This window comes from Mycobacterium asiaticum, assembly GCF_001673315.1.
GTDB classification, from domain to species: Bacteria; Actinomycetota; Actinomycetes; order Mycobacteriales; family Mycobacteriaceae; genus Mycobacterium; species Mycobacterium asiaticum_B.
Window position 1 is genome coordinate 1 of the sequence record NZ_LZLQ01000091.1, and the last position, 12,428, is coordinate 12,428.

At 65.5% G+C, this 12,428-nt stretch carries 14 protein-coding genes; 6 read left to right on the top strand and 8 right to left on the bottom strand.

The genetic code is table 11. The features are described from left to right. The first annotated feature begins 3 nt into the window (after positions 1-3). Entirely contained in the window at positions 4-483 is a 480-nt protein-coding gene (locus A5636_RS14045; protein ID WP_253900592.1) for a YbjN domain-containing protein, read from the top strand. A 3-nt stretch (positions 484-486) separates the two neighbouring features. Here the strand turns inward: A5636_RS14045 and A5636_RS14050 are convergent, their stop codons facing one another. Next, a complete protein-coding gene (locus A5636_RS14050; RefSeq protein ID WP_065159254.1) occupies positions 487-1,578 on the bottom strand; it encodes an NAD-dependent epimerase/dehydratase family protein in 1,092 nt (363 codons plus the stop codon). A gap of 151 nt (positions 1,579-1,729) precedes the next feature. On the opposite strand from A5636_RS14050, the gene A5636_RS14055 reads away from it, so the two are divergent. Further along, a complete protein-coding gene (locus tag A5636_RS14055; protein ID WP_065159255.1) occupies positions 1,730-2,536 on the top strand; it encodes a lysophospholipid acyltransferase family protein in 807 nt (268 codons plus the stop codon). A 13-nt stretch (positions 2,537-2,549) separates the two neighbouring features. After that, on the top strand, positions 2,550-3,926 hold the full coding sequence (locus tag A5636_RS14060) for a WS/DGAT/MGAT family O-acyltransferase (RefSeq protein WP_155763814.1): 1,377 nt from the start codon (positions 2,550-2,552) through the stop codon (positions 3,924-3,926). An 11-nt stretch (positions 3,927-3,937) separates the two neighbouring features. On the opposite strand, the gene purQ is transcribed toward A5636_RS14060, so the two are convergent. The 4 genes from purQ to A5636_RS14080 form a co-directional block, all read right to left on the bottom strand. Beyond that, the gene (purQ, locus tag A5636_RS14065; protein ID WP_065159256.1) at positions 3,938-4,612 is read right to left on the bottom strand and encodes a phosphoribosylformylglycinamidine synthase subunit PurQ; all 675 of its coding nucleotides are present in this window, start codon (positions 4,610-4,612) and stop codon (positions 3,938-3,940) included. Beyond that, positions 4,609-4,848: a phosphoribosylformylglycinamidine synthase subunit PurS gene (gene purS / locus A5636_RS14070; RefSeq protein WP_065159257.1), complete on the bottom strand. Its 240-nt coding sequence runs from the start codon at positions 4,846-4,848 to the stop codon at positions 4,609-4,611. The genes purQ and purS overlap by 4 nt, the downstream gene beginning before the upstream one ends. Positions 4,849-4,942: 94 nt before the next feature. After that, a complete protein-coding gene (locus tag A5636_RS14075; RefSeq protein ID WP_065159258.1) occupies positions 4,943-5,707 on the bottom strand; it encodes an LLM class flavin-dependent oxidoreductase in 765 nt (254 codons plus the stop codon). 39 nt (positions 5,708-5,746) lie between these two features. Continuing rightward, on the bottom strand, positions 5,747-6,475 hold the full coding sequence (locus tag A5636_RS14080) for an ATPase (RefSeq protein WP_172827236.1): 729 nt from the start codon (positions 6,473-6,475) through the stop codon (positions 5,747-5,749). Between A5636_RS14080 and A5636_RS14085 the strand changes: the two genes are divergently transcribed. Then, positions 6,452-7,090: an MBL fold metallo-hydrolase gene (locus A5636_RS14085; protein ID WP_065159260.1), complete on the top strand. Its 639-nt coding sequence runs from the start codon at positions 6,452-6,454 to the stop codon at positions 7,088-7,090. The genes A5636_RS14080 and A5636_RS14085 overlap by 24 nt on opposite strands. 82 nt (positions 7,091-7,172) lie before the next feature. Here A5636_RS14085 and A5636_RS14090 read toward each other — a convergent pair whose 3' ends face one another. Together A5636_RS14090 and A5636_RS14095 are read right to left on the bottom strand one after the other, a co-directional pair. Next, positions 7,173-8,843 carry an FAD-binding dehydrogenase gene (locus A5636_RS14090; RefSeq protein ID WP_065159261.1) on the bottom strand — a complete coding sequence of 557 codons (1,671 nt, stop codon included), beginning with the start codon at positions 8,841-8,843 and terminating at the stop codon, positions 7,173-7,175. 45 nt (positions 8,844-8,888) lie between these two features. Beyond that, the gene (locus tag A5636_RS14095; RefSeq protein WP_065159262.1) at positions 8,889-9,593 is read right to left on the bottom strand and encodes a DUF2334 domain-containing protein; all 705 of its coding nucleotides are present in this window, start codon (positions 9,591-9,593) and stop codon (positions 8,889-8,891) included. A 114-nt stretch (positions 9,594-9,707) separates the two neighbouring features. Here A5636_RS14095 and A5636_RS14100 point away from each other — a divergent pair, with 114 nt between their 5' ends. Beyond that, positions 9,708-11,306 carry a DHA2 family efflux MFS transporter permease subunit gene (locus A5636_RS14100; protein ID WP_065159263.1) on the top strand — a complete coding sequence of 533 codons (1,599 nt, stop codon included), beginning with the start codon at positions 9,708-9,710 and terminating at the stop codon, positions 11,304-11,306. Here A5636_RS14100 and A5636_RS14105 read toward each other — a convergent pair. After that, the gene (locus A5636_RS14105) at positions 11,303-11,866 is read right to left on the bottom strand and encodes a TetR/AcrR family transcriptional regulator (RefSeq protein ID WP_065159264.1); all 564 of its coding nucleotides are present in this window, start codon (positions 11,864-11,866) and stop codon (positions 11,303-11,305) included. The genes A5636_RS14100 and A5636_RS14105 overlap by 4 nt on opposite strands. A gap of 92 nt (positions 11,867-11,958) precedes the next feature. Here A5636_RS14105 and A5636_RS14110 point away from each other — a divergent pair, with 92 nt between their 5' ends. After that, positions 11,959-12,402 carry a DoxX family protein gene (locus A5636_RS14110; protein WP_065159291.1) on the top strand — a complete coding sequence of 148 codons (444 nt, stop codon included), beginning with the start codon at positions 11,959-11,961 and terminating at the stop codon, positions 12,400-12,402. Positions 12,403-12,428 lie beyond the last annotated feature (26 nt).

Genomic DNA, 12,428 nt, shown 5'->3' on the forward strand with positions numbered 1-12,428 from the left:
AGCATGGGTACCATGACCGAGCCGTTAGGCGAGCCACTGAGTACCAGTCTGATTGAGCGCTACCTGTGTTCCCGGGGGCGGCGGTACTTCCGCGGCCGGCACGACGGTGAGTTCTTCTTCGTACTCGACACCAATCGCCGTCTGCACGTCCACCTCGAGATCCCGCTGCTGCAGCCAGACGTGTTCACCATCCACGTGTCGCCCGCATGCTTCTTCCCAGCAGACGACCATGCCCGCTTGTCGCGGTTCGCCGAGATGTGGAACGAACAAAGCGACGACGTCACCGCGATCGTGCATGGCTCGTCCGACCCGCGACGCATCGGCGTCGCCGCCGAACAGTCACGCTGGATCGAGGCGCGTATCACCTTTGCCGAATTCGCGACGTTCACCGACCGAGTCACCGCCGCGGCGAGCGAACTCTTCAACCAATTGACCGTTGCCGCGGACCTGCCGTCACCGCCGTTGCTTCGCGACGCCGGCTAGCGGCTAGTTCAAGCGTCCCGCCAAGACCTGGTCCGGCCGCGGTTCCCCGAGCCTGGCACGAATAGCGCCCCACGGGTCGGCGTATTGACCGGGGGTATTCCGGTAAGCGGCACGTCGCTTGAGTAACCGTCGGGCAAGCGGTGCGACCAACCCCATGGGATAACGTCGCCAACCCGCCGCGGCCCGCATCTCCGCAAGCATGTCGGGCCAGGTGTGGTGCTGGAACGACAGCACCTGTTGAGCATGGCCGGTGTCCATCCAGTCGGTGACGAACCAATCCTCGTCGCTTTCGGGATCTCCGGGGCGGCCACCGGGCAGGACGTCGACAAGACCCCGGGTGGCGGCCAGGGCGGCGCCGACCTCCCCCTGCCGAAGGCGGTGTGACTCGTCGCCGGCGACCAGGAAGGTCTCGCCCGCGACGTCGTTCGCGGAAGCGCTGGTGGCCGCGGCGAATGCGGCAGCAACGTCGCGCACGTCGACACTGTGCATGCGCCCGTCGGTGGGCAGGGCGCTTTCGAAGAACAATGCGTCAAAGGTGAAGGGCATGGCGCCCGGGTCGACACTCATCACCCCGCCCAACCGCAAGATCACCCACCCCAGAGCGGAACTCCGGACGTGGTATTCCGCCTCGGCCTTGTGCGCTCCGTACAGGTCAGAGGGCGCCACCGGAGTGTCCTCGGTAAGTAATCCGGGGTGGCGGTGCGGATTGCGGGCACCGTGTACGGCATTGCTCGAGGCTTGAATGAACCGTGGCGGACGAAGGCAGGATTCGGCGGCACGAAGGAGTGACTCCGTCGCGTCCACATTCACCCGACGCGCCAGTTCGGCCTGCCCGTAGATGACCGGCGGGATCACCGCCGCCAGGTGGATGATCACCGTCGGTGCTGTCTCCGCCACCAAGCTCGCGACCGCGTCCGCATCGGTCAGGTTCACCCAGCGCGCTTCGACGCCGGTAGGTAGTGCGCTGGCCGCCTTGCGCTGCGCCGCAGTGCCCAGATCGGTCGCTACGACGTAATGCCCGTCGGCCACCAGCCGACGTACGGTCTGTGATCCAACGAGCCCGAAACCCCCTGTAACCAATACTTTTTCACTCATCGATGTCTCCCTGCACTCGCTTCGTGTGCGGTATGCCACAGTTAGGATAATGACATTCTCTTATTTTGAGAGTAGCATATCCTCTACGGATGTAGAGAGGCCCGAATGGGTAATCCTCATCACAAGCGGGCACACAGACATCGGAGAAGCCATGAAAGCTGCAACCAGCAACAACTCGGAAGTCGCCAAATGGGACCCCGGGTTCACCAAGCAAGTAATCGACACCGTGGCGCCCACCATCAAGCTGTGGCACCGCGCCGAGGTCCGGAACCTGGACAAGATCCCGGCGGCCGGCGGCGCCCTGGTGGTGTCCAACCATTCCGGTGGCATGTTCACCCCGGACGTATTCATCTTCTCGCCGGCCTATTACGAGGCGTTCGGCTACGACCGACCGGTCTACACGCTCGGCCACGACGGTCTGTTCCTCGGGCCGCTCGACGGCTGGCTGCGGCGCCTCGGGGTGATCGAGGCGAGCCGGGAAAATGCCGCCGCGGCGTTGCACTCCGGCGCGCTTGTGTTGGTGTTTCCGGGCGGGGACTATGACTCCTACCGACCTACGCTTGGTGCGAACACCATCGACTTCAACGGACGCACTGGTTACGTTCGGACGGCCATCGAGGCCGGAGTTCCCATTGTTCCGACGGTGTCGATCGGCGCTCAGGAAACCCAGCTGTTCCTCACCCGCGGCAACTGGTTGGCCCGACGGCTGGGACTGAGCAAGGCGCGCATGGACATCCTGCCGATCAGTTTCGGTTTCCCGTTCGGCCTGAGCGTGCTGTTCCCGCCCAACCTGCCGCTACCGGCCAAGGTGGTGACCGAGGTACTCGAGCCGATCGACGTAATCGCCGAGTTCGGTGAGGATCCCGACATCGCCGAGGTAGACGCCCATGTCCGCGCGGTCATGCAGGAGGCGCTCGACCGCCTGGCCGCGCAGCGCCGACTGCCCATTCTGGGCTGAAAGCGGGTGCCGCATGAAAAGACTCAACGGCATGGACGCGATGCTGCTCTACAGCGAGACGCCGAATCTGCACACCCACACTTTGAAAGTGGCTGTCATGGACGCGTCCGGCCTCGACTTCGGGTTCGAGAACTTCCGGGCGCATCTGCGCCGCAAGCTGCGAGTGCTGGAACCGTTGCGCTACCGCCTCCTTGATGTCCCCGGCCGCCTCCATCACCCGATGTGGCTGGAAGGCTCCGATGTCGATCTGGACTACCACCTTCGACGGGTTCAGATCCCGGCACCGGGCGGTCGCCGAGAGCTGGACCAAGTCATCGGTGAGATTGCTTCCACGCCGCTGGATCGCAGCCGACCGCTGTGGGAGTTTCACTTCGCCGAGGGATTGGCCGGCAACCGGTTCGCCGTTATCGGCAAAGTGCACCACTCATTGGCTGACGGAGTCGCATCGGCGAACCTGTTGGCGCGTGCGATGGACCTGACCGATGCGACCGCGGGTGACGCCGCCCGCCCTACAACGACTTTCACTGGGCTGGTGCGAATTGCAGTGCGCGACCACATGCGGCAGCTCGCCGAACTGCCCCGACTCATCAAGGACGCCGCGGTGGGGATGGCCAGGGTGCATCGGCGCGCCGCGGAACGGGGGCGTCATCCTGACTTGGCCGCCCAATTCGACGCTCCCCCAACCTTCCTCAATCACCGGGTGTCCCCGGTGCGGCGGTTCGCTAGCGCCGCACTGTCTTTGGCCCAGGTCAAAGCGACCGCAGCCGAGTTGGACGTGACGATCAACGATCTCATCCTGGCGATAGCCGCTGGCGGGTTACGGACGTTGCTACTCGACTACGACGGGGTTGCCGATCGGCCGATCATCGCATCGGTGCCGACTGCCACGGACAAGTCCGACCGCGTCTCGGGCAACGAAATCAGCGGGCTGATGGTGTCGCTGCCGGTCCACATCGCCGATCCCGTGGAAAGGGTGCGACTGGTTGCGCTGGCCACCCGTATCGCCAAAGAAGACCACGAGATGATGGGCGCGCGCCTCTACGGCCGCCTGATGAACTATCTACCGGCTGCGCTCGCACCCGCGGCATTCCGCTGGTTGGGCCGGCAGTCGTCGAACCGGATGATGAATGTGGCGGTGTCCAGCGTGATGGGGCCGCGTAGCCGTGGCCACCTCGGCGGCGCGCCGGTCAGCGAAATCTATTCCACCGGCGTGCTCTCGCCGGGCGCACCGGTCAACATCACCGTGTGGAGTTACGCAGACCAGCTGGGCATCGCGGTACTCACCGATGACCAGACGTTCACGGATGCGCACGACGCGACCGACGCCCTCAGCGCGGCATTCGACGAATTACGAAGCACCGCAGCACAGTACGCGACGCTTTCGGCGTGAGCCAGCTGGGCTCAGGCGGTCAGCACCGCGTCCAGTGCCGAGTAGAACAGACCCAGCCCGTCGTCGGACGGGCCGGTCAACGGTTCGATGGCGTGTTCGGGATGGGGCATCAGCCCGACGACACGGCCGTTGGCCGAGCTGATACCGGCGATGTCGTGCAGCGAGCCGTTGATGTTGTCGTGGTAACGGAAAACCACGCGGCCGTCACCTTCCAGTTGCTCGATCACCTGCTTGGGGGCCACGTAGCGACCCTCGCCGGACTTCAGCGGTATCAACAGGTCGGCATCGGAGTCGAAGCGCGAAGTCCACGCCGTTGAGGTCGACGACACGCGCAACCAGACATCGCGGCAGATGAAGTGCAGCCCAGCGTTGCGGGTCAGTGCACCGGGCAGCAGACCGGCCTCGCAGAGCACCTGGAAGCCGTTACAGATACCCAGTACCGGCATGCCGCGGTTCGCGGCCGCGACCACTTCTCCCATCACCGGAGCAAACCTGGCGATCGCACCCGCGCGCAGATAATCGCCGTAGGAGAAGCCGCCCGGCACGACTACGGCGTCGACGCCCTTCAAGTCGCTGTCCGCATGCCACAGGCTGACCGCTTCGGCGCCGACCTGACGCGCCGCGCGGGCGGCATCCACATCGTCAAGAGTTCCGGGAAAGGTGATGACGCCGATGCGAGCGGTCACCGCGGCTCCCTGCTGATCGTCCAATCTTCGATGACGGTGTTCGCTAAGAGCGATTCCGCAATCTCGGCCAGCGCGGCGTCGTCGACGGAGTCGTCGACCTCCAATTCGAACCGCTTGCCTTGGCGGACGTCGGTTATTCCGGAATGTCCCAACCGTCCCAGGGCACCGACGATCGCCTGACCCTGCGGGTCGAGGATCTCGGCTTTGGGCATCACATGCACGACCACCCGGGCCACCGCACTCCTCCTCAAATTGGTCGACCCCGCCCGGCGACGCGAGCGCGGGCAACAGGTCGGCGCCAACTCTACCGGCGATCGACGGCCGTGGGAGTTAGCGGGACGAGTCGGCAACCAGGATCAGCCCGTCCCCACCGAGGGCGGCGATGCGACGGTGCGCCGGGCCGTCGGGATCGAGCGCGGCCTGGCTGAGCGGCGTCCAGGCGTTGAGCACCAGACGCGTGTCCGCTCGCGGGGACTCGGCGCGCGCCGCGCGTGCCGCATCGAAGAACTCGTCGATCCGGGGATTGTCGAGGTGCACGTTCAGCGCGTCGCAGCGCCGCCCGGCGACCCTGGCCAATGCGGTGCTGTTGACACCCAGCAACACCGGTGGCGGTGGCGACGGTAACGGGAAACCGGCCCATTTCGGGTCCCGATCCGGGCGCCACTGGGCATCACACAGGTCGAGCACGTCGATCAGGTGTTGGTGTCGCGTCCGCACCGAGGCACTGAGCGGGATGCCCACCAAGTCGTGTTCCCGGGACCATGGGCTGGCGGGCGACGCGCCCGCACCGAGTCCGAACACGAAGCGTCCGCCGCTGAGTTCTTGCAGCGAAGCGGCCGCGGCCACCGTCACCCCCGCGGGACGGTTGGCCGCGTTCACCACCAGGGTGCCGATACCGATCGTCGACGTGACCGCGGAGAGCGCGCCGGCCAGCGTGAAGCATTCCAGCATCCGGGTGCCCGAGAGCATCGCACCGGAAAGGTGGTCGAACACCCACGCCCTGTTGAAGCCGTCGCCCTCGGCTCGCAACACCTTGTCGCGTAGCTCCGGCCACGGGTGGGTGGCCGCGCTGAACAGCACGTCAACGCTGATCATGGCGTCTCATCACTCGAAAGATCTTGTGCCAGTGCGCTATCACGGGCATGAGGCGATGTATGCGTCGCACAGTGGCGCGGTCATGGCATCCAGCACGGCGGCGTCGGAAATCACCGGCCAGGCCACCTGCGGCGCTCCCGCCGACCACAGTGTGAGCTCGCTGATGGTACTGCTCGCAACGTGGGCCACCAGGTAGGTGTGCACGATGACCGGCCCGCTGATGACGGCGGCCATGCGGGTCGGTTCGTCGTCGGTGATCGAGGGCGACTGGGCGGGGGCACCCAGTTGACAGGCTCGTAGCGCGGCCACGGCGGCGGCGAACACCGACCCGGCCAGTGCGCCGCCACGGGCGGTGTCCCCACGCCAGTGCAGGATTTGGGCTTGGACCTGCCACTGCCCGTCCGGGCGCGCCACCACCGCACGGGCGGCCACCGAAAAATCGCGGCTGTCCTGCGAAAACGTGGGAGTGGCGCACACCTGCTCGAACTTGAACTGCGGCGTCGTTCCGGTCACTGCGCCGCTAGCACTAGAGAGGTCTGGCCACCGGTACACCCCGTTCAGCGGGACCGAGGTCCGCTGGATCCACGCGCTGTTGGGAATCTGGTCGCACACCGGGGGGCAGGTCTCCGGTTCCGCCCGCGCCGGGGTCGGTGCGATCAGCGCGATCGCGAAAGTACCGGCGACCATCATGGTCACCACAAACACCCGCAGCTGGACGGCCCCCATCAGGGCACAATCGTAGACATGCAATTGACGCATTTCGGGCATTCATGTCTCCTCGCCGAGTTCGGCGAGACCAAGATCCTCTTCGACCCCGGCAGCTTCGCCCACGGTTTCGAGGGGATCACCGGTCTGTCCGCGATCCTGGTGACCCATCAGCACCCAGACCACGTCGACGTATCCCGATTGCCGGCCCTGCTGGAGGGCAACCCGAAGGCTGCGCTGTACGCCGACGCAGAGACCACCGCCCAGCTGGGTGAACCGTGCCGGGTGGTGCATGTCGGCGACGAACTGTCTGTCGGGTCGGTGACCATCCGCGCCGTCGGCGGACGGCACGCCGTGATACACCCGGAAATCCCTGTGATAGAGAACATTTCGTATCTGGTTGGCGACGGTGAACACCAGGCCAGACTGATGCACCCCGGTGATGCGCTGTTCGTTCCCGACGAGCCGGTAGACGTGTTGGCCACGCCCGCTGCGGCCCCGTGGATGAAGATCTCCGAGGCAGTCGACTATCTGCGCGCGGTGGCTCCGGAGCGGGCGGTGCCCATCCACCAGGGGATCGTGGCTCCCGACGCGCGCGGCATCTATTACAGCCGGCTCAGCGAGATGACGACCGCCGACTTTCAGGTGCTGCCCGAGGAGGACGGGGTCACTTTCTAAACACGGCTCCCTCGCGAGCAGACGCAGAATCGTCCAATTCTGGATCCAAACGTGCGATTTTGCGTCTGCTCGGCTGCTTCATCTAGGTGATATCGGAGGCGGCGCCGCGGCCTGCGGCCCTGCCGGAGAAGATGCAGCCGCCGAGAAAGGTACCTTCCAAGGCCCGGTAACCATGCATGCCACCACCGCCGAAGCCGGCTACCTCCCCGGCCGCGTACAGGCCGGTGATCGGCGTCCCGTCGGCCTTGAGTACGCGTGAGTCCAGGTCGGTCTCGATGCCGCCCAACGTCTTTCGGGTCAGGATATGCAACTTGACCGCGATCAGCGGCCCCGCCTTCGGGTCCACCAGCCGATGCGGCGCCACCACGCGGCCCAGCCGGTCGCCTCGGTAGCGGCGGGCTGCTCGAATGGCAGTGATCTGACCGTCTTTGGTGAATTTGTTAGCGACCTCGCGATCCCGAGCCAGCACCGCCGCTGCGACGGTCTCGTAGTCCAGGGGTGCCACACCGGGAAGTCCGTTCATCGCGTCTACCAGCTCAGCCACGGAATTGCCGGTGACGAAATCCACCCCTCGGTCGACGAACGCTTGCACCGGTCCCGGCGGGCCCGAGCTGGCGCGCGCCCGAATCAGTTGACGCAGACTCTGCCCGGTCAGGTCAGGATTCTGCTCCTGGCCGGAAAGCGCGAACTCCTTCTCAATGATCTTGGCGTTCAACACGAACCAGGTGTAGTCATAGCCGGTGGTCACGATGTGTTCCAACGTCCCCAGGGTGTCGAACCCGGGATAGAGCGGAACGGGCAATCGGTTGCCGGCTCCGTCCAGCCACAGCGACGAGGGACCGGGGATGATCCGGATGCCGTGGCGCGGCCAGATCGGGTCGTAATTGGTGATGCCTTCGGTGTAATGCCACATCCGGTCCGGGTTGATCACTCGCGCGCCGACCTTCTGTGCGACACCGATCATCCGGCCATCGACATGGGCCGGCACGCCACTGAGCAATTGCTTCGGAGCGCGGCCCATCCGCCGCGGCCAGTTCTTGCGCACCAGATCGTGGTTGCCGCCGATGCCACCGCTGGTCACGATCACCGCGGAGGCGCGAAATTCGAACTTGCCGACACTCTTTCGCGACGAAGGCGCGCCCCGCGGCTCGTCGGATCGTTCCAGGACTGTGCCCCGTACGCCGGTCACGGCATCGCCCTCGACAATCAGCCTGTCGACCTGATGCCGATGCGCGAACCGCACGTTGGGCCGGTTGCGGAGTTGCCGGGCGAAGATCTCCACGAGGGCAGGTCCGGTCCCCCAGGTGACGTGGAACCGCGGCACCGAATTCCCGTGGCCCTGAGCGTCGTAACCGCCTCGTTCCGCCCAGCCGACAACCGGGAAGATCTTCAGGCCGCGGGCCCGCAACCAACTGCGTTTCTCATTGGCGGCGAAGTCGACATAAGCGTGCGCCCACTGCTCGGGCCAGTAGTCCTCCGGCCGATCGAACGCCGCCGTCCCGAGCCAATCTTGCAAGGCGAGTTCGTGGCTGTCGCGGACGCCTAACCGACGCTGCTCGGGGCTGTTCACGAAGAACAGTCCGCCGAACGACCAGAACGCTTGCCCGCCGACGTTGGCGCTGTTCTCCTGATCCACGATGAGCACGCGCAAACCCCGGTCCACCAGTTCGCAAGCTGCAACAAGACCCGACAGGCCGGCCCCAACAATGATGACGTCGTGGAATTTGTCGAGACCCGGACTCGCATCGCTCATGCCGGACCACGCTAGTGCCACCCCTGCGGTGACGATCCCCGGGCGTTAAGCGGCGTCGAGTATCGCTTTGCTGGACCGCCAGTTGTACACGGCGGGTGCACACTGCTGCAGCAATGCCAGGTCGACGGCGTCGAGCATGGCTTGCCGCGGCCCGGACTTGCGCAGATGACGGGCGGCCACCGCGATACGGACCACCCCGTGGCGGCGGGCGATGCGGTCGGCGGACATAACCACCATCCGGCACCACCAGGGCTCGGCCAGGAATCCTTCGCCGATGCCCAGTACCCGGGCCCGCACCGTGGTGTTGCGGACCAGATCGGTCACCCCGTAGGTATCGGCCAGGAGCCGAAAGCCGTTGCGGGGCAGCGTCTTGACCACCCCGGGTGAGACCAGCCAACCCGGCGCCGCGAAGAGGCGGGTACGCAGGCCCAGGTGCTCGAGTACCCGGTCGGCGGCCATCAGGCGCAGGTTTGCCTCGTGCGCGTGCAGGGTCGCGAATTCGCCCCGCCGCTTCTTCGTCGCCGCCTCGTCATAGCCGTGCAACACCAGCGCGTCGCCGCCGCGTCGCCGCTCGGTGAGCCAGTCGACGGTCTGCGGGTCGCGGTCGAGCCGGTAGCCGTTGCCCAGCCGCGGTGCCACCAGTAGCGAGACCGGGACCGAACGGGCATCCATCTGCGCGCAGAAATCATTTACCTCGGGCAGGGTGTGCTCACCGATACCGGAGACAGACACGATCAACTTTCCAGACACGTTTCCAGACACGTTTGTAGTTTGCCGATCGCAGATGTCTGGACGGTGACGGACACGCGGACGGCAGACGTCCAGCAGCGGTCCCAGTGTCACTGGCCAGAGGCTTGTGTAGATATGCTCAGCAACGCCATGGAGAAGGCATTTCCCGTTTCGACCAACGAAGCGTCACCCACCGCCGTTACCGAGCAGTCGAGCCCGCCTGACTATCCGGACAAGCTGGATGCCGCCACGTTGCGCATTGCCGGGGTGTGCATTCTCGCCTCGTTCATGATGGCGCTGGACACCACGGTGGTCAGTGTCGCGCAGCGAACCTTCATTGCCGAGTTCGAGTCGACGCAGGCGGTGGTGGGTTGGACGATGACCGGCTACACGCTTGCGCTGGCCACCGTCATCCCGATAGCGGGCTGGGCGGCAGACCGGTTTGGCACCAAACGGCTGTGGATGGGCTCGGTGGTGGCATTCATGGCCGGTTCGCTGTTGTGTGCTCTGGCGCCAAACATTCTGCTGTTGAACGTCTTTCGCGCCGTTCAAGGTATGTGCGGCGGCATGCTGATGCCGATGGGATTCATGATCCTGACCCGGGTGGCGGGCCCGAAGCGGCTGGGCCGCCTGATGTCCGTGCTGGGCATTCCGATGCTGCTCGGCCCGATCGGCGGACCAATCCTGGGTGGCTGGCTGATCAGCTCATTCAGCTGGCCGTGGATCTTCTTGATCAACCTGCCGTTCGGGCTGTGCGCATTCCTCCTCGCGCTGGCGATATTCCCCCGGGACCAACCCACCCCGTCGGAGACCTTCGATGCCGTCGGGGTGCTGCTGCTCTCACCAGGCCTGGCGATCTTTCTGTTCGGGGTGTCGTCGATACCGGGCGAGGGCACCCTGGCCGATCGCGACGTCGTGCTTCCGGTGATCATCGGCCTCGGATTCATCTCTGCGTTCGTGGTGCATGCCCTGCATCGGGCGGATCATCCGCTCATCGATCTGCGACTCTTTAAGAATCCGGTGGTCACGCACGCCAATGTGACCGCATTTCTGTTTGCGGTCGCATTCTTCGGTTCGGTGCTGCTGCTCCCGAGTTACCTGCAGCAGGTCTGGCACCAGACGCCGATGCAATCCGGGGTGCACCTGATTCCCCAAGGACTCGGCGCCATGCTGACCATGCCGTTTGCCGGTCGCTTCATGGACCGAAAGGGCCCCGGGAAGTGTGTGCTGTTTGGCATCACGCTCATCGCGCTGGGGTTGGGGATCTTCACCCTCGGGGTCGCCCGACAGTCCGGTTACCTACCGATGTTGCTGGTAGGCCTGGCCATCATGGGGATGGGCACCGGTTGCACGATGATGCCGCTCTCGGGAGCATCGGTTCAGACACTGGCTCCGCACGAGATTGCCAGGGGCTCGACGTTGATCAGTGTGAACCTGCAAGTCGGCGGCTCGATTGGGACTGCACTCATGTCGATGGTGCTGACCAGCCAGTTCAACCGGAGCGAGAACATCGTCGCCGCGAACCAACTGGCACGGCTCGATCAGGAAGCCGCCCGGCGCGGCGTGCCTCTGGACCCCTCGGCCGTACCGCAGCGGACGCGCGACCCTGGGTTTGCCGTCAATCTGCTACACGACCTGTCACACGCCTACACCCTGATTCTGGCGATCGCCGTCGTGGTGGTGGCTGCGACGCTCATTCCGGCGGCGTTCCTGCCGAAGACGCCGCCGGCTTAGTTCTCGAAGAGCATCGTCGCGATCCGCCGGACAGCGTCCATCGGGTCGGCCGACTGCACGTCGGCGTTCACCGCATCGTTGAGCCATAGGGTTGAAAAGCCATGTACCAGTGACCAAGCCGCCAAGGCCGCGCCCGACGGGTCCGCCTGTGCTCGCGGGTCATGCAACGTCGCCACCCCGCGGAACAGCTCGGTAGCTGCCGCCGCCTCGGCAGCGGCGAGGTCGGCGTCGGTCGCGTCGACCAACGATTTGTTGAACATCACCTGGTAGTGGCCGGGATTATCGAGAGCGAACCTTACGTAGGCCAGCGCCGCGTCGGAGAACTGCGGGCGTGCGTCCTGAAGAACCGCGGCCAACCGCCGAAAGCCCTGTGCTGCAAGCGCGGTGAAGAGGCCTCTCCGATCGGTGAAATGGTGCGCGGGCGCGGCGTGTGACACCCCTGCGTCCCGGGCCAGCTCACGAAGCGAGACCCGGTCCGCGCCGCGCTCAGCGACCAGCCGCGCGGCTTCGTTCAGGATCGCATCGCGCAAAGCGCCGTGGTGATAGCTGGGCCGACCCATGGCGCCACCCTACAACCCAAACTTGACACTGGCTAGATTCCGGCTTTAAAGTCACACGAGATCTTGTCACTGTCAAGTTTGTGGAGGACGCCATGGCTCCCCTGATCACCCTGATACTCGGTATCGGCCTTTCCCGGCTCGCCGGCCGGTGCGGCATCGACTACGTGAGCGACTGGCCGAGCGCGGTCGCCGTCGGATTGGCGGGCATGTTCGCTCTCACCGGGATAGCGCACTTCGCGCCGCCGCTACGGCGCGATCTGATCGCGATCGTTCCACCCCGGCTGCCCGCGCCGGATCTGCTGGTCACCCTCAGCGGGGTGCTGGAACTGATGGGCGCCGCGGCCCTGCTGTTCCCCAGCACCCGGGCCGCGGCGGCACTTTCTCTGCTGGTGCTGATGCTGGCGATGTTCCCGGCCAACGTCTACGCCGCGCGGATGCCCAATCCGCCGAAATCGATGACGACGCGATTGTCCACGCGCAGCGTCGAGGAAGCCATCTTCCTGGCCGCGGCCGCCGTGGTCGCCGTCGGTGCTTGACGACGGCTACGAACGAGGGCTACGAA